Genomic DNA, 20,467 nt, shown 5'->3' with positions numbered 1-20,467 from the left:
TCAGGCACCGCGAGTTTTCATGCACTGCATGGATGCCTTCGCTGGCAAGCCATCTCCCACAGGGGGGCGGTGCTGAAATAGAAAGGTTATTTGAAAAAAGTTGTAACGGCCTGGCCTTAGCCCAGGCCGTTTTTATTTATAGTTCAGCACTTTGCCAACGTCAGCTCTAGGTAAATAGCCGGTAAAGGCGCTTTGCTAAAACCGCTCTACTGCTTATCGTTCAGCCTCCTCAAGAGAAGTCTTTCCGCACAATGGCCGATCAACCGATGCAAACCGCCCGTCCTCGTCACTCCCGTCGCTGGCTGCTGAGCCTGCTGGTCCTGCTGCTGATTGCCGGCCTGTGCTGGGTATTCTGGCCCTCATCGCCGGCGACCAAGGCCCCGGGCGCAGGCAAGCCGGGGGGCGGGCGGCCAGGTTTCGGCGCGTTCGGCGGGCCGGTACCGGTGCGTGTGGCGCCGGCCACCGTGGGCGACTTCCCGCTGTACTACAAGGCCCTGGGCACCGTGACCGCGACCAACACGGTCAACGTGCGCAGCCGCGTGGGCGGCGAGCTGGTCAAGATCAACTTCAAGGAAGGCCAGCGGGTCAAGGCCGGCGACCTGCTGGCAGAGATCGACCCGCGCAGCTACCAGATCGCCCTGCAGCAGGCCGAAGGCACCCTGGCACAGAACCAGGCGCAGCTGAAAAACGCCCAGATCGACCTTGAGCGCTACAAGGGCCTGTTCGCCGAAGACAGCATCGCCAAGCAGACCCTCGATACCCAGGCCGCGCTGGTGGCCCAGTACCAGGGCACCATCAAGACCAACCAGGCGGCGGTGGGCGATGCCAGGCTCAACCTCGACTTCACCAGGATTCGCGCCCCCATCAGCGGGCGCCTGGGCCTGCGCCAGCTGGACGTCGGCAACCTGGTGGCGGCCAACGACACCACGGCACTGGTGGTGATCACCCAGACCCAGCCGATCACCGTGGTCTTCACCCTGCCGGAAACCGAGCTGAGCACCGTGCTGTCGCGCTACCGCAGCGGGGCCCAGCTGCCGGTGCAGGCGTGGGACCGCGGCGACACCCAGCAGCTCTCGGTGGGCGTGCTGAGCAGCCTGGACAACCAGATCGACACCACCACCGGCACCCTGAAGTTCAAGGCCGGGTTCGAAAACCAGGATGAAATGCTGTTCCCCAACCAGTTCGTCAACGTGCGCCTGCTGGCCGATACCTTGAAGGACGTGGTGCTGGCGCCATCGGCCGCGATGCAGTTCGGCACCAACGGCACCTTCGCCTACGTGATGGACGGCGACAACAAGGTGACCATCCGCAGCCTCAAGCTCGGCGCCAGCGACGGCGACCTCACGGTGGTCAAGGAAGGCCTGGCCAAGGGCGAGCGCGTGGTGCTCGAAGGCACCGACCGCCTGCGTGACGGCAGCGAGGTGGAAGTGGTCAACGACAGCAGCGACGTGCCCGCCACCCCAGGCCAGCACCTGCAGGGCCAGGACAAGAAAGACCTCTCGGCCACGCCGGGCGAGCAGGGCAAGGCTGGCGCATGAACCTTTCGCGGCTGTTCATCCTGCGCCCGGTCGCCACCACGCTGAGCATGCTTGCCATCGTGCTGGCCGGCCTGATCGCCTACACGTTGCTGCCCGTGGCGGCCTTGCCCCAGGTCGATTACCCGACCATCCGGGTCATCACCCTGTACCCCGGTGCCAGCCCGCAGGTGATGACCAGCGCGGTCACCGCGCCGCTGGAGCGCCAGTTCGGGCAGATGCCCGGGCTTACCCAGATGGCCTCGACCAGTTCGGGCGGTGCCTCGGTACTGACCCTGCGCTTCAGCCTCGAAATGAACATGGACGTCGCCGAGCAGCAGGTGCAGGCGGCGATCAACGCGGCCAGCAACCTGTTGCCCAGCGACCTGCCGGCGCCGCCGGTGTACAACAAGGTCAACCCGGCCGATACCCCGGTACTGACCCTGGCCATCACCAGCAAGACCATGCTGCTGCCCAAGCTCAACGACCTGGTCGACACGCGCATGGCGCAGAAGATCGCACAGATCAGCGGTGTGGGCATGGTCAGCATCGCCGGTGGCCAGCGCCAGGCGGTACGCATCAAGGTCAACCCTGACGCGCTGGCCTCGGCCGGGCTGAACCTGGCCGACGTGCGCACCCTGATCGGCGCCTCCAACGTCAACCAGCCCAAGGGCAACTTCGACGGCCCCACGCGGGTCTCGATGCTCGACGCCAACGACCAGCTGCGTTCCCCCGAGGAATACGCCAACCTGATCCTGGCCTACAAGAACGGTGCGCCGCTGCGCCTGAAGGACGTTGCCGAGATCGTCGACGGCGCCGAGAACGAGCGCCTGGCGGCCTGGGCCAACCAGAGCCAGGCAGTGCTGCTGAACATCCAGCGCCAGCCTGGGGCCAACGTCATCGAGGTGGTCGACCGGATCAAGGCGCTGCTGCCGTCGATCACCGACAACCTGCCGGCGGGGCTGGACGTGGTGGTGCTCACCGACCGCACCCAGACCATCCGTGCTTCGGTCAAGGATGTGCAGCACGAGCTGCTGATCGCCATCGTGCTGGTGGTGCTGGTGACCTTCCTGTTCCTGCGCCGGGCCAGCGCCACCCTCATCCCGTCGATCGCCGTGCCACTGTCGCTGATCGGCACCTTCGGCGTGATGTACCTGGCCGGGTTCTCGATCAACAACCTCACGCTGATGGCCCTGACCATCGCCACCGGCTTCGTGGTGGACGATGCCATCGTGATGCTGGAGAACATCTCGCGGCATATCGAGGAGGGCGAGACGCCGATGCAGGCCGCGCTCAAGGGCGCCCGGCAGATCGGCTTCACCCTGATCTCGCTGACCTTCTCGCTGATCGCGGTACTGATCCCGCTGCTGTTCATGGCCGACGTGGTGGGGCGGTTGTTCCGCGAGTTCGCCATCACCCTGGCGGTGGCGATCCTGATCTCGCTGGTGGTGTCGCTGACCCTCACGCCGATGATGTGCGCGCGCCTGCTCAAGCGCGAGCCCAGGGAAGAGGAACAGGGGCGCTTCTACCGCGCCAGCGGTGCCTGGATCGACTGGATGATCGCCCACTATGGTCGCGGCCTGCAGTGGGTGCTGCGCCACCAGCCGCTGACCCTGCTGGTGGCGGTGGCGACCCTGGGCCTGACCGTGCTGCTGTACCTGGCGGTGCCCAAGGGCTTTTTCCCGGTGCAGGACACCGGGGTGATCCAGGGTATTTCCGAAGCCCCGCAGTCGATCTCGTTCGCCGCCATGAGCCAGCGCCAGCAGGAACTGAGCGCGGTGATCCTGCAGGACCCGGCCGTGCAGAGCCTGTCGTCGTACATCGGCGTCGACGGCGACAACGCCACGCTCAACAGCGGCCGGTTGCTGATCAACCTCAAGCCCCACGGCGAGCGCGACATCACTGCCTCGCAGGTCATCACCCGTTTGCAACCGCAACTGGACAAGCTGGTGGGCATTCGCCTGTTCATGCAGCCGGTGCAGGACCTGAGCATCGAAGACCGCGTCAGCCGCACCCAGTACCAGTTCAGCCTGTCGTCGCCGGATGCCGACCTGCTCGCGCAGTGGAGCGGCAAGCTGGTGGATGCGTTGCATGATCGCCCCGAGCTGACCGATGTGGCCAGCGACCTGCAGGACAAGGGCCTGCAGGTGTTTCTGGTGATCGACCGCGACGCCGCCAGCCGTCTGGGCATCAACGTGTCGGAAATCACCAACGCGCTGTACGACGCCTTCGGCCAGCGCCAGATCTCCACCATCTATACCCAGGCCAGCCAGTACCGCGTGGTGCTGCAGGCCGCTGCGGCGGCCGACCTTGGGCCCAGGGTGCTCGACCAGATCTACGTCAAGACCACCGATGGCGCGCAGGTGCGCCTGTCGAGCCTGGCCCACGTGGAGCAGCGCCAGGCGCAACTGGCCATTGCCCACATCGGCCAGTTCCCGGCGGTGATGATGTCGTTCAACCTGGCCGAAGGCGTGTCGCTGGGCGAGGGCGTCAAGGTCATCGAACAGGTGCAGCAGCAGATCGGCATGCCGCTGGGCGTGCAGACCCGCTTCCAGGGCGCGGCCGAAGCCTTCCAGGCGTCGCTGTCGAGCACCCTGCTGCTGATTCTGGCGGCGGTGGTGACCATGTACATCGTGCTCGGTGTGCTCTACGAGAGCTACATCCACCCGGTGACCATCCTTTCGACCCTGCCCTCGGCCGCAGTGGGCGCGCTGCTGGCCTTGATGATCAGTGGCAACGACCTGGGCATGATCGCGATCATCGGCATCATCCTGCTGATCGGTATCGTCAAGAAGAACGCGATCATGATGATCGACTTCGCCCTGGAGGCCGAACGCAACCAGGGCATGGACCCGCAGACGGCGATCTACCAGGCGGCGCTGCTGCGCTTCCGGCCGATCCTGATGACCACCCTGGCGGCGCTGTTCGGGGCCATCCCGCTGATGCTCGCCACCGGCTCGGGCGCCGAGCTGCGCCAGCCGCTGGGCCTGGTGATGGTGGGCGGGCTGCTGGTGAGCCAGGTGCTGACGCTGTTCACCACGCCGGTGATCTACCTGTACTTCGACCGCCTGGCGCGTCGCTGGCGCCGTCAGCCTGACCCGCAACAGGCCGACGCATGAACCTCTCCGGCCCGTTTATCCGTCGCCCGGTGGCGACCATGCTGCTGAGCCTGGCCATCATGCTGCTGGGCGGGGTCAGCTTCGGCCTGCTGCCGGTGGCGCCGCTGCCGCAGATGGACTTCCCGGTGATCGTGGTGTCGGCCAGCCTGCCCGGGGCCAGCCCCGAGGTGATGGCCTCCACCGTGGCAACCCCGCTGGAACGCTCGCTGGGCAGCATCGCCGGGGTCAACACCCTGACCAGCCGTTCCAGCCAGGGCTCCACGCGGGTGATCCTGGGCTTCGACATGGGGCGCGACATCGATGGCGCCGCACGCGAGGTGCAGGCGGCCATCAATGCCACGCGCAACCTGCTGCCCAGCGGCATGAAGAGCATGCCCACCTACAACAAGTTCAACCCGGCCCAGGCACCGATCATGGTGCTGTCGCTGACCTCCGATGTGCTGCAGAAGGGCCAGCTCTACGACCTGGCCTCCACCATCCTGTCCCAGAGCCTGTCCCAGGTGCCGGGTGTGGGCGAGGTGCAGATCGGCGGCAGTTCGCTGCCGGCGGTGCGTATCGAGCTTGAGCCGCAACTGCTCAACCAGTACGGCGTGAGCCTGGACGATGTGCGCCAGACCATCGCCAACGCCAACGTGCGCCGGCCCAAGGGCTTCATCGAGGACACCCAGCGCAGCTGGCAGGTACAGGCCAACGATCAACTGGAGAAAGCCAAGGACTACGGCCCGCTGGTGATTCGCTACCAGGACGGCTCGGTGCTGCGCCTGAGCCACGTGGCCAAGGTCACCGATGGCGTGGAGAACCGCTACAACAGCGGTTTCTTCAACGACAAGGACGCGGTGCTGCTGGTGATCAACCGCCAGACCGGCGCCAACATCATCAAGACCATCGAGAGCATCAAGGAGCAGCTGCCGGCGTTGCAGGACCTGATGCCGGCCAGCGTGCAACTGAACGTGGCCATGGACCGCTCGCCGGTGATCAAGGCCACCCTCAAGGAGGCCGAACACACGCTGCTGATCGCCGTGGCGCTGGTGATCCTGGTGGTGTTCCTGTTCCTGGGCAACCTGCGCGCCTCGCTGATCCCGACCCTGGCGGTGCCGGTGTCGCTGGTGGGCACCTTCGCGGTGATGTACCTGTGCGGGTTCTCGCTCAACAACCTGTCGCTGATGGCGCTGATTCTCGCCACCGGGCTGGTGGTGGACGACGCCATCGTGGTGCTGGAGAACATCTCGCGGCATATCGACGAAGGCGTCGCGCCGCTGGCCGCGGCCTTCCTCGGCGCCAAGGAGGTGGGCTTCACGCTGCTGGCGATGAACGCCTCGCTGGTGGCGGTGTTCGTCTCGATCCTGTTCATGGGCGGCATCGTCGAGTCGTTGTTCCGCGAGTTCTCCATCACCCTGGCGGCGGCCATCCTGGTGTCGCTGGTGGTGTCGCTGACGCTCACGCCGATGCTCTGCGCGCGCTGGCTCAAACCTCACGCCCCCGGCGAGCAGACCCGCCTGCAGCGCTGGAGCGAGCGTCTCAACCAGCGCATGATGGCCGGCTACGACCGCAGCCTGGGCTGGGCGCTGCGCCATCGCCGCCTGACCCTGCTGAGCCTGCTGGTGACCATCGTGGTCAACGTGGCGCTGTACGTGGTGGTGCCCAAGACCCTGATGCCGCAGCAGGACACCGGCCAGCTGATGGGCTTTGTACGGGGTGACGATGGCCTGTCGTTCGCGGTGATGCAGCCGAAGATGGAAATCTACCGGCGCGCCTTGCTCAAGGACCCGGCCGTGCAGAGCGTGGCCGGTTTCATCGGCGGCAACAGCGGCATCAACAACGCCATGGTGCTGGTGCGCCTCAAGCCGATCAAGGAGCGCAAGGAGTCGGCGCAGAAGATCATCGAGCGCCTGCGCAAGGAGATGCCCAAGGTACCCGGCGGGCGGCTGTTCCTGATGGCCGACCAGGACCTGCAGTTTGGCGGTGGCCGCGAGCAGAGCAGCTCGCAGTTTCTCTACACCCTGCAAAGTGGCGAGCTGACGGCGTTGCGCGAGTGGTACCCGAAGGTGGTGGCGGCGTTCAAGGCGCTGCCGGAGCTGACGGCCATCGACGCCCGCGAAGGCAGCGGCACCCAGCAGGTGACCCTGGTGGTCGATCGCGAGCAGGCCAAACGCCTGGGCATCGACATGAACATGGTCACCGCCGTGCTCAACAACGCCTACAGCCAGCGCCAGATCTCGACCATCTACGACAGCCTCAACCAGTACCAGGTGGTGATGGAGGTCAACCCCAAGTATGCGCAGGACCCGCGCACCCTGGAGCAGGTACAGGTGATCACCGCCGACGGCGCGCGCGTGCCGCTGTCGACCTTTGCCCATTACGAGAACAGCCTGGCCGAGGACCGTGTCAGCCACGAGGGGCAGTTCGCCTCCGAGGACATCTCGTTCGACCTCGCAGAAGGCGTCAGCCAGGACGTGGCGCTGGCCGCGGTGGAGCGCGCGGTGGCCAAGGTCGGCCTGCCCGAGGACGTGATCGCCAAGCTTGGCGGTACCGGCGATGCCTTCACCAAGAGCCAGGAGGGCCAGCCCTGGATGATCCTCGGCGCCTTGCTGGCGGTGTACCTGGTGCTGGGGATTCTGTATGAAAGCTACATTCACCCGCTGACCATCCTCTCGACCCTGCCGTCGGCCGGGGTAGGGGCGCTGCTGACGCTGTACGTGGTCGGCAGCGAATTCAGCCTGATCTCGCTGCTGGGGCTGTTCCTGCTGATCGGGGTGGTGAAGAAGAACGCGATTCTGATGATCGACCTGGCCCTGCAGCTGGAGCGCCATGAAGGGCTGAGCCCGCAGGAGTCGATTCGTCGGGCCTGCCTGCTGCGTCTGCGGCCGATCCTGATGACCACCCTGGCGGCGATCCTGGGCGCCTTGCCGTTGCTGCTGAGCACCGCCGAGGGCGCCGAGATGCGCCAGCCGCTGGGCCTGACCATCATTGGCGGGCTGGTGTTCAGCCAGATCCTCACGCTTTACACCACCCCGGTGGTCTACCTCTATCTGGACCGCCTGCGCCATCGCTTCAATCACTGGCGTGGCGTGCGTACCGACGCTGCTTTGGAAACCCCGCTATGACCCGACCTGCCGATGTTTGTCCACCTTCCCTGCAGCGCGTGCTGGCGGCCCGTGGTTCGCGCCTGCTGACCTCGGCCCTGTGCCTGGCGATGCTCAGCGCCTGTACCCTGAGCCCCGACTACCACCGGCCGCAGGCGCCGGAGCCGGTGGCGTTCAAGTACGCCGAGGGCTGGACCCAGGCCAACCCGTCCGACGCCCTGGCGCGCGGCGCCTGGTGGGAGCTGTACGGCGATGCGCAGCTCAACGGTCTGGTCGAGCAGCTCAATGCCAACAACCAGACGGTGGCCCAGTACGAGGCGCAATACCGCCAGGCCCAGACCCTGGTGCGCAGCGCCCGGTCTTCGCTGTTTCCCAGCCTCGACCTGAGCGCCGGCAAGACCCGCTCCAGCCAGGGCACCGGCAGCAGCAGTTCGAGCCTGAGCAACAACAGCAGCGGTATCCGCGACACGTACAGCGCCCAGCTGGGCGTGAGCTGGGAAGCCGACCTGTGGGGCAAGCTGCGTGAGGGCCTGAACGCCAACGAGGCGAGTGCCGAGGCGAGCCTGGCGGACCTGGCGGCGATACGCCTGAGCCTGCAGTCGGAGCTGGTGCAAAACTACCTGCAGCTGCGTGTGATCGACGAGCAGAAGCGCCTGCTCGAGGCCACGCTGGCGGCCTATCAGCGTTCGCTGACCATGACCCAGAACCAGTACCGCGCCGGGGTTTCGGGCAAGGACGCGGTGGCCCAGGCACAGACCCAGCTCAAGAGCACCCAGGCCGACCTGATCGACCTGATCTGGCAACGTGCGCAGTTCGAGAATGCGATTGCCGTGCTGATGGGCAAGGCGCCGGCCGAATTTGCCCTGGCGCCGAGCACCACCATACCGGCCTTGCCGCAGATCCCGCTGGCGCTGCCGTCGCAGCTGCTGGAGCGCCGCCCCGACATTGCCTCGGCCGAGCGCAAGGTGATGGCGGCCAACGCCAATATCGGCGTGGCGCGGGCGGCGTACTTCCCGGACCTGACCCTGAGCATGAGCGGTGGCTACAGCAGTAGCAGCTTCAGCGACTGGATCAGCTTGCCGAACCGATTCTGGTCGGTGGGGCCGCAGTTGGCCGTGACCCTGTTCGATGCCGGCAAGCGCTCGGCCGAGGTCGACCGTACCAAGGCCGTGTATGACCAGACTGTGGCGCAGTACCGTCAGAGCGTGCTGGATGGCTTCCAGGAGGTGGAAAACTACCTGGTGCAGCTGAAGGTGTATGCCGATGAGGCGCAGGTGCGCGATGAGGCGCTGGCGTCGGCGCGCGAGTCGCTGCGCCTGACCGAGAACCAGTACAAGGCGGGCCTGATCGGGTATCTGGACGTGGTGAACGTGCAGACCACCGCGTTGAGCAATGAACGCAGCGTGCTGAACCTGCTGCAGGGCCGGCTGGTGGCCAGCGTGCAGTTGATTGCGGCGTTGGGGGGCGGCTGGGAGGCAGCCAGCCTTGCTGCTGAAGAGCGTACCGCGACCGACAGGTAGTGTGCGTCGAGGCGTTCGCCGGCAAGGCCGGCGCCTACAGGCCGCGGTGTGATTGTAGGGGCCAGCCTTGCTGGCGAAGGCCGCGACGCGGTTCCAAAGCCTGATGGCCATTCGCCAAAAACATCCCGCCATCCCTCGGAAACTCCGTGCGTTTCGCTAAAGGTTGAGTACAATCATAGGTTTTTCACCGGGCCGGGACAGCGCCCGTCAACCGGGCCTTGGAACCTTCATGCTCAACGGTAGTTATTCCTCCTCGCTGGTCCTGATTTCGCTGTGCGTGGCGATTCTGGCGTCCTACACGGCGCTGGACCTGACCGGGCGCATCGCCACCGCCAAGGGCCGTGCCGCGTACCTGTGGATGGTCGGCGGTGCTCTGGCCCTGGGCACCGGGATCTGGTCGATGCACTTCATCGGCATGCTTGCCTTCAGCCTGCCCATCGAGCTGGGCTACGACCTGAGCCTCACCGCGCTGTCGCTGGTGATCTCGGTGCTTTCGTCGGGCTTCGCACTCTGGCTGGTGAGCCAGCCGAGCCTGCCGGGCCGCGTGCTGGCGCTGGGGGCGCTGATCATGGGTGCGGGCATCAGCAGCATGCATTACACCGGCATGGCCGCCATGCAGATGCAACCGGGCATCGACTACGACCCGCTGCTGTTCGCCGCCTCGCTGTTGATTGCAGTAGGCGCGTCGGTGGCCGCACTGTGGATCGCCTTCCGCCTGCGCCGCAATACCCCGTATGTACGCCAGATTCGCGGCGGCGCCGCCGTGGTGATGGGCATTGCCATCGTCGGCATGCACTACACCGGCATGGCAGCGGCCAATTTTGCCGACGGCAGCTTCTGTGGCGCGCTGGACGGTGGGCTCAGCGGCAGTGGCCTGGACTACCTGGTGCTGATCACCACCCTGGCGGTGCTGGCGGTGGCGCTGCTGACCTCGGTGCTGGATGCACGCCTGGAGGCGCGCACTGCGGAGCTGGCGCAATCGCTGACCCTGGCCAACCAGGAGCTGACCCAGCTGGCGCTGCACGACACCCTCACCGGGCTGCCCAACCGCAGCCTGCTGACCGACCGTATCGAGCAGGCCATCGCCAAGGTGGCAGAGCAGGGCGGCTGCTTTGCGCTGATGTTCATCGACCTGGACGGGTTCAAGCCGGTCAACGACGCGTTCGGCCATCACACCGGCGACCAGTTGCTCAAGGAGGTGGCGATGCGCCTGCGTGGCCACCTGCACAGCCAGGACACCCTGGCGCGCATCGGCGGTGACGAATTCGTGCTGCTGGTGGAGCTGGACGAGCCTGAAGATGCGGTGGGGGTGGCCGCCAAGCAGGTCAACCTGGTGTCGCGCCCGTTCCGGGTGGCCGAGCAGAGCCTGCAGATCTCCGCCAGCGTCGGCATCGTGTTGTACCCCGGCAACGGCGCCGACCAGATGGAGCTGCTGCGCAATGCCGACGCGGCCATGTACCACGCCAAGAGCGCCGGCAAGAACGCCTACAGCTTTTTCGATGTGTCGATGAACAGCAACGCGCGCCTGCAGCTGCAGTTGCTGCAGGACCTGCGCATGGCGCTGGAGCAGCGCCAGTTGCGCCTGTTCTACCAGCCCAAGTTCGATGCGGTGGGGCGCCAGCCTATCGGTGCCGAGGCCCTGCTGCGCTGGGAGCACCCGCAGCACGGCATGTTGCTGCCCGATCGCTTCATCCAGCTGGCGGAAAAAACCGGGTTGATCATCCCGATCGGCGAGTGGGTGCTGGACGAGGCCTGCCGCCAGATGCGCAGCTGGATGGACCAGGGCTATGAAAACTGGCGGGTTGCAGTGAACCTGTCGGCCATCCAGTTCTGCCATGCCGGGCTGGTGGACAGCGTGGCGTCGGCCTTGCAGCGTCATCGCCTGCCGGCCAACAGCCTGACCCTGGAGATCACCGAAACCACCGCCATGCACGACGCCGATGCGAGCCTGATGGTGTTGCAGCGCCTGTCGGACATGGGCGTGGACCTGTCCATCGACGATTTCGGTACCGGCTACTCAAGCCTGATGTACTTGAAGCGCCTGCCGGCCAACGAGCTGAAGATCGACCGTGGCTTCGTGCGCGACCTGGAGCAGGACAGCGACGATGCCGCGATCGTGTCGGCCATCGTGGCGCTGGGGCAGGCACTGGGGTTGAGGATTGTTGCCGAAGGGGTGGAAACCGACCGCCAGCAGGACTTCCTGACCCGTCTGGGGTGTGATTCGCTGCAAGGGTACCTGCTCGGTCAGCCGCTGCCGGCCGAGCGTTTCATGGCTGATATCGAGAGACTGGCGGTGGGGCAGGCCTGAGCGCCAGCGTCAGGCCGAGCGCAGCGCACACGAGGGCTGGAACGCTTCAAGCTCGTCTTCCACCGCTTCGATGATGCGCTCCACATCCGACGCCGCCATCAGTGTGGCGCACGGAATGCCGGCAATCGCCAGCAGGGTTTCGCCGGTGGCGCGGTCGAACACGCGCGCCACCATGCTGCGCGGTGCATCCATGCTGGCTTCAAAGCCCAGGGGATGGAAGTGCCAGCGCATCATCTGGCAGGCGTTGGGAAACGTGAGCTTGTTCATGCCGGCCTCCTTTTACAGCTGACCCCGATTCGCTGAGCATGCCTGTACCCGGGACACGCTGCCCAGGGAAGGCCAAGACCCTAACCATAGCACCGATGCGGCCGCTGTCCGCCGCTTGTTTGCGCCCCGTTGCAGGATGTTTGACCTGCGTCACAATGGCTTTTTGCTATGTGTGGGTTGCGCAAGCGTTTGCGTGGTCCGCATTGCGGCGGGTGAGGCTGTCATGGCCGCTGAAGCGGGCAGGGTGGGGCCACGGGTATTTCAGACCAGCGGCGGGCTCAGCTGAGCAGGCCGGCGGCGATGTTGATGGTGAAACCCAGAATCGCGGTGTTGAACACGAAACCGATCACCGAGTGGGCCAGCACCACCCGGCGCAGTTCACGCCCGGCGACGCCCACATCGGAGGTTTGCACCGCGACGCTGAGGGTGAACGAGAAGTAGTGGAAGTCCCAGTAATCGGGGTTGCGCTCCTCGTCTGGAAAGCGCAGCAGCGGCTGCTTGGCGGTGCTGGTGTAGAACAGGCGCGCATAGTGCAGGCTGAAGATGGTGCCGATCAGCAGCCACGAGCCGGCCACGGTGAGGCCGGTGTACAGGTAGTGCAGGGCCTGGGTGCTGCCGGTCAGGCCCTTGCTGCTGGCCAGTTGCAGGGTGACTGCGGCAAGGCTGGCGATGGCCGCGATACTCACGGTAAACAGCACCAGCCCGGCATTTTCGTCCTCGATGCAGGCCACCTTGCGCACCTGGCCCGGTTTTGCCCGCAGGGTCAGCCAGAACACCAGCAGCAGGTACAGCCAGACCCCGAGGTTCCAGCCCGCCAGGATGTGTTGCACCAGGTTGTCTGCCGGGATGAACACGCCGCCCAGGCAGCCGACCAGTGCGGCGGCGCTGAGGCGCGGGTGGGTATGGGCCAGCTTGTGGAATGCCATGTTGCCTCACGTCGATGGATGCACCGCCAACTGTAGCCTATACCTAGGAAGCCTTTCTTCAGGCGCCACTGGAGCGACCGCATGAAACACGCATTGATCATCGGCACCCTGTGCCTGGCCGGGCTGGGCCTGGCCGGTTGTTCGAGCAGCACCGTGCAGCCCGACGAGTACTCCGGGTTCCTCAAGGACTACAGCCGTCTCAAGCAGACCACCTCGCCCTCCGGTGCCACGGTGATGCGCTGGATCGACCCGAACCTCAAGCTCGACCGCTACACCAGCGTATACATCGAGCCCAGCCAGCTGTATCCCAAGCCGCAGCCTACCGCGCGGATTCCGCAGAGCACCCTGCAAGGCATCACCCACTACTACGACCAGGCGCTCAAGCGCGAGCTGGGCAAGTCGTTGCCGCTGGCCACCGGCCCTGGCCCGGGGGTGATCGTGGTACGCCCGGCGATCACGGCCGTCAGCAGCAAGACCGAGGGCCTGAAGGCATACGAAGTGATTCCGGTGGCGCTGGTGGCGGCAGCGGTGAGCACGGCCTCGGGCATCCGCGACCAGGAAACCGATATCGCCACCGAGGCGCAGTTTCTGGATGGCGGCAACAACAAGGTGCTCGCCCAGGTGGTGCGCAAGGGCAGTGGCAAGCCGCTGGAAAACGACAGCCAGGTGATGAAGGCCGACGATGTGAAGGCAGTGCTCGATGGCTGGGCGTCCGACCTGCACCAGTCCTACCTCAAGCTCAAGGGCCATTGAGCCCTGTGCCAGGCCATTCGGGGAGCCTCGCAATGGCCTGGCAGCGTGTTGGCCGGTCTGCCGGCCCCAGCGGGCCGACGACAGTTGACCGCTTCACCATTGAAACCCGGCTTCAATCAGCCTAGCCTGCGCGGCATACCGTTGAAAGGAGCCCGTCATGCAAGGCGTTACCCGCAAGATCACCCAGGCCATTCTGTACGAAGTCATCGCGGTGGCCTGTGTCGCACCGGCCCTGGCGTTGGCCTTCGATGAGGGCATGGCCCATTCCACCGTGCTGTCGGTGATCATGTCGGGCATGGCCCTGGGCTGGAACATGCTCTACAACTACCTGTTCGAGTTCTGGGAGGTACGTCAGGCCCGACGCAGCCGCACCTTCGTGCGGCGCCTGCTGCATGCCATCGGCTTCGAGGGCGGGCTGGTGCTGATCCTGCTGCCGGTGGTGGCCTGGTGGCTGGACATCAGCCTGTGGGCGGCACTGGGCACCAACCTTGCGCTGTTTATGTTCTTCTTCGTGTACGCCTTCGTGTTCCAGTGGGGCTTCGACCGGGTGTTCGGCGTGCCCGAATCGGCGCACGAACGCGGCGTGCAAGCCTGCACGAGCGCAAAATGAATGATTGACTTGAAAAAGGCCCTGGGCTAGTTTCGCTGCCATGACCTTATTCGCAGCGTTGCCTTCGCACAGCATTATTACCGCCATTATCAGATTGGCGGGCTAGCGAGCACCTTGCACCTAACCCGCCCTGGAGGCGGGTTTTTCCTTTCTGACTCCTGGGCACTTCAAAAAAAACCAGGAGTCACCGATGACCAGCCTTACCGTCTGCCCCAGCACCTCGACCAGCGCCACCAGCCTGCTGTCGGACTACGTGCGAAGGATTCTTGCCGCACCGGTATATGACCTGGCCATCGAGACGCCCCTGCAGCCCGCCCGGGCGCTGTCCGAGGCCCTGGGCAACAACGTGCTGCTCAAGCGCGAAGACCTGCAGCCGACCTTTTCCTTCAAGATCCGCGGGGCCTACACCCGCCTCAGTCGTCTGAGCACCGAGCAGCGCGAGCGCGGGGTGATCACCGCGTCTGCCGGCAACCATGCCCAGGGCGTGGCGCTGGCTGCTCGTGAACTGGGCATGCGCGCCACCATCGTGATGCCCACCACCACTCCGGCGCTGAAGATCGAAGGGGTGCGCTCGCGTGGCGGCAATGTGGTGCTGCACGGTGACAGCTTCCCGCGGGCGCTGGCCCATGCGCTGCAACTGGCCCAGAGCGAAGGCGCCACGTTCGTGCCACCGTTCGACGACCCGGACGTGATTGCAGGGCAGGGCACCGTGGCCATGGAGATCCTGCGCCAGCAACCGGGCGAGCTGGACGCGATCTTCGTGCCGGTGGGCGGCGGCGGCCTGATCGCCGGCATCGCCGCCTACGTCAAGTACCTGCGCCCGCAGGTAAAGGTGATCGGCGTCGAGCCGCATGACTCTAACTGCCTGCAGGCCGCGCTGGCCGCTGGCGAACGGGTGGTGCTGCCCCAGGTCGGCACCTTCGCCGACGGCGTGGCGGTGGCGCAGATCGGCGCGCATTGCTTCGAGGTGTGCCGGCATTACGTGGACGAAGTGGTCACGGTCAGCAGCGACGAGCTGTGCGCGGCCATCAAGGACATCTACGACGACACCCGCTCGATCACCGAGCCTTCCGGTGCGCTGGCGGTGGCCGGGATCAAGAAGTACGTGGCCAGCCGCGGCGTGACGGGCCAGACCCTGGTGGCAATCGACTCCGGTGCCAACGTCAACTTCGACCGCCTGCGCCATGTGGCCGAACGCGCCGAACTGGGCGAGCAGCGCGAGGCGGTCATCGCGGTGACCATCCCCGAGCAGCCGGGCAGCTTCCGTGCCTTCTGCCAGGCCCTGGGCCAGCGCCAGATCACCGAGTTCAACTACCGCTACCAGCCCGGCAAGGAGGCCCGCCTGTTCGTCGGCGTGCAGACCCACCCGCACACCGACCCGCGCGCGCAGTTGCTGGCCAGCCTGGCCGGGCAGGGCTACGAGGTGCTGGACCTGACCGAGAACGAGCTGGCCAAGTTGCATATCCGCCACACCGTGGGCGGCCACTCGGCCCCCTCGCTCGACGAGCGGGTGCTGCGCTTCGAGTTCCCGGAGCGTCCTGGCGCCTTGCTGGGCTTTCTGGAGCGCCTGGGCAAGCGCTGGAACATCAGCCTGTTCCACTACCGCAACCACGGGGCTGCCGAGGCGCGGGTGTTCGTGGCGCTGCAGGTGCCGGACGATGAGCTGGCGCAGTTGCCAGGCACCCTAGACGGCATGGGCTATCGCTACTGGGACGAGACCGACAACCCGGCCTATCGGCTGTTTCTTGGCTGACTTTGCGCTGGATCAACATGCCCTGCGGCCCACGGGCGGATCCTTGAGGCAGAGATATAAAGCCTGAGGAATACCGCCATGAGCAGCACGTTTTTCATCCCAGCCGTCAACATCATGGGCATCGACTGCCTGGACGAAGCCATGACCGCCATTGTCGGCTATGGCTTTGCCAAGGCGTTGATCGTCACCGATACCGGGCTGGCCAAGGCCGGCGTGGCACAGCGAATCGCCGAGCAGCTGGCGATGCGTGACATCGACTCGGTGGTGTTCGACGGCGCCAAGCCCAACCCGAGCATCGCCAACGTGGAGCAGGGCCTGGCGATGCTCAAGCGCGAGCACTGCGACTGCGTGATTTCGCTGGGCGGCGGTTCACCCCACGACTGCGCCAAGGGCATTGCCCTGTGTGCCACCAATGGCGGGCACATCGGCGACTACGAAGGGGTCGACCGCTCCGCCAAGCCGCAATTGCCGCTGATCGCGATCAATACCACGGCCGGTACGGCCAGCGAGATGACGCGCTTCTGCATCATCACCGACGAGGCACGCCACGTGAAAATGGCCATCGTCGACCGCAACGTCACCCCGTTGCTGTCGGTGAACGACCCGGCGCTGATGGTCGGCATGCCCAGGTCGCTGACGGCGGCCACCGGTATGGATGCACTGACCCACGCCATCGAGGCCTATGTATCCACGGCGGCCACGCCGATCACCGACGCCTGCGCACTCAAGGCCATCGAGCTGATCAGCCGCAACCTGCGCCAGGCGGTGATCGACGGGCAGGACCTGACCGCGCGGGAGAACATGGCCTATGCGCAGTTCCTCGCCGGCATGGCGTTCAACAATGCTTCGCTGGGGTTCGTGCATGCGATGGCGCATCAGCTCGGTGGCTTCTACGACCTGCCGCACGGGGTGTGCAACGCGGTGCTGCTGCCCCATGTGCAGCGGTTCAATGCGGCGGTGAGCGCGGCGCGCCTGCGTGATGTGGCACAGGCGATGGGCGTGGCGGTGGAGGGGCTGAACGCGGCGCAGGGTGCCGATGCGGCGATCCAGGCCATCGTGCAACTGAGCGACGATATCGAGATCCCGCCGGGGCTGGAGGTGCTGGGTGCGCGGGTGGCGGATGTGCCGACCCTGGCGGCCAACGCGCTCAAGGATGCCTGCGGCCTGACCAACCCGCGGCGGGCCAGCCAGGCCGAGATCGAGGCGATCTTCAAGGCAGCCTTCTAGCGCATCTTCGCTGGCAAGCCAGCTTCCACAGGGTTCTGCGGTACAGCCAGAACCTGTGGGCTGGCTTTGCGGCGAAGCCGTCAGACCACCAGCGACAACAGCATGATGAAGATGATGCCCACCACCGACAGGATGGTTTCCATCATGCTCCAGGTCTTGAAGGTTTCGGCCACGGTCATGTTGAAGTACTGCTTGACCAGCCAGAAGCCCGCATCGTTGACATGCGACAGGATCAGCGAGCCGGCCCCCGTGGCCAGCACCAGCAGCTCGCGGTTCACGCCCGGTATCATGCCGATCACCGGGGCCACGATACCCGCACCGGTAATGGTCGCCACCGTCGCCGAGCCCGTGGCGATGCGAATCACCGCCGCCACCAGCCAGGCCAGCATGATCGGCGAGATCTGCGCCTGCACCGCCATCTGACCGATCACGTTGCCCACACCGGTATCCACCAGCATCTGCTTGAAGCCGCCCCCAGCCCCCACGATCAGCACGATTGCCGCCGTAGGCGCCAGGCTCTGGTCGAGCATCTTCATGATCTGCTGGCGGCTGAAGCCCTGGGCCGAGCCGAAGGTGTAGAACGCCAGCAGCAGGGCGGCCAGCAGCGCCGTGATCGGGTGCCCGATCAGGTCCATCCACTGGCGAAAGATGTGCTCGGCCGGCAGTACCACGTCGGCGAAGGTCTTGAGCAGCATAAGGAACACCGGCAGCAGGATGGTTACCAGCGTGATGGCGAAGCTGGGCAGTTGCGTGCGCTCGGCTTCGCGGGCGATCTGGTCCATCAGCTCCTGGGACGGCGAGCCGGGGATGTACCGCGAAATGAACGTGCCGTACAGCGGCCCGGCGATGATCGCCGTGGGCAGCGCCACGATCAGCCCGTAGAAGATGGTCTTGCCGATGTCGGCGCCGAACACGCCGATGGCCAGCAGCGGGCCCGGGTGCGGCGGCACCAGCCCGTGCACCACCGACAGCCCGGCCAGCAGCGGAATGCCGATCTTGATCAGCGATACCCCGGTGCGCCGGGCCACGATGAACACCAGGGGTATCAGCAGCACGAAGCCGATTTCGAAGAACAGCGGGATGCCCACCAGGAAGGCGGCGAACATCATGGCCCAGTGCACCTTCTGCTTGCCGAAGGCGCGAATCAGGGTTTGCGCGATCTGGTCGGCGCCGCCGGAATCGGCCATCAGCTTGCCGAGCATGGTGCCCAGTGCCAGCACGATCCCGACAAAGCCGAGTACGCCCCCGAAGCCGTCCTGGAACGACTTCATCACTTTGGCTACCGGCATGCCGGAGGTCAGGCCCAGAAAGCCCGCGGCCAGGGTCAGCGCCACGAAAGGGTGCACCTTGAAGTGGGTGATCAGCAGCACCAGGCCGATGATGGTCACCAGTGCATCGAGCAAGAGGTAGGTATCAGTTGCCAGACCGAACATGGTTCAGTGCCTCGTATTGTCATTGTTGTGGGCGGAACTTTTACAGCGTGCAGCAGTCGAGACAGCGCTATCTTTGGTGAGCCGGAAAACTGCCGGAAAATCAGGCAGTTCGCGCCAGCGCCGACTCACCGCAGGGCTTTAGCCAGGTGTCTACCTGACGGGCCAACTGGGCGATGGGTTGGGTGGCGTCCAGGGTCAGGGTCAGGGTTTCGCCGCGCGGCGACTCCAGGGCGGCGAACTGGCTGTCGATCAGGCTTGCCGGCATGAAGTGGCCGGGGCGTGCCAGCACGCGGCGTTCGGCTTCCTGGGGCGTCAGTTCGAGGAACACGAAGCCCAGGTCGGGTACGGCGTGGCGCAGGGCGTCGCGGTAGCGCTTTTTCAGCGCCGAGCAGGTGAGGATCGGCCGTTCGCCGGCCTTGAGGGTGGCCTGCAGCTCTTCGCCCAGGCGGATCAGCCAGCCAGCGCGGTCGTCATCGTCAAGGGGAATGCCGGCGCTCATCTTCTGGATGTTGGCGGCAGGGTGAAAGGCATCGCCTTCGATCAGGCGGCCGCCGCTGCAATCGGCGATGGCAGAACCGACGCAGCTCTTGCCGCAGCCAGCCACGCCCATCACCACAATAGCGGACAGGGGAGAGTTCATCGGTACCTCCTGCGGGGCGAGATAGCGCTATCTTTGGCCGAGGCTGACAACGCCTCGGCGGCTTCCCACCCGGTTGTTATTGGTTTTGTAAAAGCAGTCTGGGCGCTCATCGCCGTGCACCTGCAGTTATGCATTGCCTGACGTCTGAGACAGCGCTACCTTAGTGCCCGTTCCCTTCTCTTTGCAAGCCGAAAAATAAAAGCCCCCATGACCCGCATTGGCTCCCGTACTACCGGTCGTCCCACCCTGGCTGAAGTGGCCAGGCTTTCCGGGGTTTCCCCGATCACCGCCTCGCGCGCCCTGCGCGGCATCAGCACGGTTGCCCCGGAACTGGTGCAGAAGGTCAAGGATGCTGCCGCAGCGCTGGGCTATGTCGCCAACCCGGCAGCCCGCGCGTTGGCGTCGGCACAGAGCCAGTCGGTGGTGGTGCTGATTCCGTCGCTGTCCAACCAGCTGTTCATCGAAACCCTCGAAGCCATCCACGACGTGATGCGCCCGCGCGGCCTTGAAGTGCTGATCGGCAACTTCCACTACGACGTGGCCGAAGAGGAGAACCTGATTCGCAACTACCTGGCCTACCAGCCGTGCGGCATGCTGCTCACCGGTTTTGACCGCACCGAGGCGTCGCAGCAGATGCTGGCCGCCAGTGGTGTGCCCTGCGTGCACATGATGGAGCTGGGTGGGCCGGACACGGCCACTTCGGTCGGGTTTTCCCAGCAGCAGGCCGGGCGCGCGGCCGCCCGACACCTGATCGAACGCGGACGGCGGCGCCTGGGCTTCATTGCCGCGCAGCTCGATCCGCGGGTGATGCAACGCGCCGACGGGTTCCGCCAGGCGCTGGACGATGCAGGGCTGTATGACCCGGCGCTGGAAATGCTCGCACCGCAGCCGTCATCCATCGGCCTGGGCGGCGAGCTGTTCAGCCAGTTGCTCGAGCGTCACCCGGAGGTGGACGGGCTGTTCTTCTGCAACGACGACCTGGCCCAGGGCGCGATTCTGCAGGCCTTGCGCCAGGGCATCGAGGTGCCGGGGCAGGTGGCGATGGTGGGCTTCAACGACCTGCCGGCATCGGCTCACCTGGTACCGCGCCTGACCTCCATTCGCACCCCGCGCGCTGCCGTGGGGCGGCAGGCTGCGCAGGCGCTGCTGGCGTTGCTCGACGGCAAGGGCGGGCAGCCGCGCACCCAGGACCTGGGCTTCGAACTGATGGTGCGCGAAAGCAGTTGACGTGGGGTGATAAACGGTGATGGCAGTTGGCTTGCAGGGTACAGAAGTGCATCTATGCTGAGCAAAAACCGCCAATGGAGTGGTAAC

At 65.6% G+C, this 20,467-nt stretch carries 14 protein-coding genes; 10 read left to right on the top strand and 4 right to left on the bottom strand.

Going from position 1 to position 20,467, the window contains the following annotated elements; genetic code table 11:
• Nucleotides 1–251 precede the first annotated feature (251 nt).
• The 5 genes from FW760_RS04475 to FW760_RS04455 all read left to right on the top strand — a co-directional run bounded on the left by FW760_RS04475 (nucleotide 252) and on the right by FW760_RS04455 (nucleotide 11,544).
• The gene (locus FW760_RS04475; RefSeq protein WP_078480367.1) at nucleotides 252–1,538 is read left to right on the top strand and encodes an MdtA/MuxA family multidrug efflux RND transporter periplasmic adaptor subunit; all 1,287 of its coding nucleotides are present in this window, start codon (nucleotides 252–254) and stop codon (nucleotides 1,536–1,538) included.
• Nucleotides 1,535–4,633 carry an MdtB/MuxB family multidrug efflux RND transporter permease subunit gene (locus tag FW760_RS04470; protein WP_058540138.1) on the top strand — a complete coding sequence of 1,033 codons (3,099 nt, stop codon included), beginning with the start codon at nucleotides 1,535–1,537 and terminating at the stop codon, nucleotides 4,631–4,633. The genes FW760_RS04475 and FW760_RS04470 overlap by 4 nt, the downstream gene beginning before the upstream one ends.
• Nucleotides 4,630–7,737 carry an efflux RND transporter permease subunit gene (locus tag FW760_RS04465; protein WP_043861436.1) on the top strand — a complete coding sequence of 1,036 codons (3,108 nt, stop codon included), beginning with the start codon at nucleotides 4,630–4,632 and terminating at the stop codon, nucleotides 7,735–7,737. Before FW760_RS04470 ends, FW760_RS04465 begins: the two co-directional genes overlap by 4 nt.
• Complete coding sequence (locus tag FW760_RS04460; protein WP_446443648.1) at nucleotides 7,734–9,236, top strand: efflux transporter outer membrane subunit; 1,503 nt, start codon at nucleotides 7,734–7,736, stop codon at nucleotides 9,234–9,236. The genes FW760_RS04465 and FW760_RS04460 overlap by 4 nt, the downstream gene beginning before the upstream one ends.
• A 229-nt stretch (nucleotides 9,237–9,465) precedes the next feature.
• On the top strand, nucleotides 9,466–11,544 hold the full coding sequence (locus FW760_RS04455; protein WP_058540139.1) for a putative bifunctional diguanylate cyclase/phosphodiesterase: 2,079 nt from the start codon (nucleotides 9,466–9,468) through the stop codon (nucleotides 11,542–11,544).
• A gap of 9 nt (nucleotides 11,545–11,553) precedes the next feature.
• Here FW760_RS04455 and FW760_RS04450 read toward each other — a convergent pair whose 3' ends face one another.
• The gene (locus FW760_RS04450) at nucleotides 11,554–11,811 is read right to left on the bottom strand and encodes a DUF1652 domain-containing protein (protein ID WP_043861439.1); all 258 of its coding nucleotides are present in this window, start codon (nucleotides 11,809–11,811) and stop codon (nucleotides 11,554–11,556) included.
• A gap of 278 nt (nucleotides 11,812–12,089) precedes the next feature.
• Nucleotides 12,090–12,737 (bottom strand): DUF1345 domain-containing protein, encoded by a 648-nt coding sequence (locus FW760_RS04445; protein WP_054914577.1) that lies wholly within the window; start codon nucleotides 12,735–12,737, stop codon nucleotides 12,090–12,092.
• Nucleotides 12,738–12,818: 81 nt separating this feature from the next.
• Between FW760_RS04445 and FW760_RS04440 the strand changes: the two genes are divergently transcribed.
• From FW760_RS04440 to yiaY, 4 genes are all read left to right on the top strand, one after another.
• Nucleotides 12,819–13,490, top strand: coding sequence for a DUF3313 domain-containing protein (locus FW760_RS04440; RefSeq protein WP_043861440.1), 672 nt, complete (start codon nucleotides 12,819–12,821; stop codon nucleotides 13,488–13,490).
• A gap of 157 nt (nucleotides 13,491–13,647) precedes the next feature.
• Nucleotides 13,648–14,100 carry a PACE efflux transporter gene (locus FW760_RS04435; protein WP_446443647.1) on the top strand — a complete coding sequence of 151 codons (453 nt, stop codon included), beginning with the start codon at nucleotides 13,648–13,650 and terminating at the stop codon, nucleotides 14,098–14,100.
• 190 nt (nucleotides 14,101–14,290) lie between these two features.
• Nucleotides 14,291–15,853: a threonine ammonia-lyase, biosynthetic gene (gene ilvA / locus FW760_RS04430; protein WP_043861442.1), complete on the top strand. Its 1,563-nt coding sequence runs from the start codon at nucleotides 14,291–14,293 to the stop codon at nucleotides 15,851–15,853.
• 78 nt (nucleotides 15,854–15,931) lie between these two features.
• Nucleotides 15,932–17,080, top strand: coding sequence for an L-threonine dehydrogenase (yiaY, locus tag FW760_RS04425; protein WP_054914574.1), 1,149 nt, complete (start codon nucleotides 15,932–15,934; stop codon nucleotides 17,078–17,080).
• An 80-nt stretch (nucleotides 17,081–17,160) separates the two neighbouring features.
• Here yiaY and FW760_RS04420 read toward each other — a convergent pair whose 3' ends face one another.
• Nucleotides 17,161–18,513: a GntP family permease gene (locus tag FW760_RS04420; RefSeq protein WP_043861444.1), complete on the bottom strand. Its 1,353-nt coding sequence runs from the start codon at nucleotides 18,511–18,513 to the stop codon at nucleotides 17,161–17,163.
• A gap of 100 nt (nucleotides 18,514–18,613) precedes the next feature.
• Entirely contained in the window at nucleotides 18,614–19,153 is a 540-nt protein-coding gene (locus FW760_RS04415) for a gluconokinase (protein ID WP_043861445.1), read from the bottom strand.
• Between the two features lie 207 nt (nucleotides 19,154–19,360).
• Here FW760_RS04415 and FW760_RS04410 point away from each other — a divergent pair, with 207 nt between their 5' ends.
• Nucleotides 19,361–20,380: a LacI family DNA-binding transcriptional regulator gene (locus tag FW760_RS04410; RefSeq protein ID WP_054914573.1), complete on the top strand. Its 1,020-nt coding sequence runs from the start codon at nucleotides 19,361–19,363 to the stop codon at nucleotides 20,378–20,380.
• Nucleotides 20,381–20,467 lie beyond the last annotated feature (87 nt).

The sequence above is a fragment of the Pseudomonas sp. 1176_21 genome (assembly GCF_052850635.1).
The sequence above is the reverse complement of the archived record's forward strand: the minus strand, read 5'-3'. Positions and strand labels throughout refer to the sequence as shown.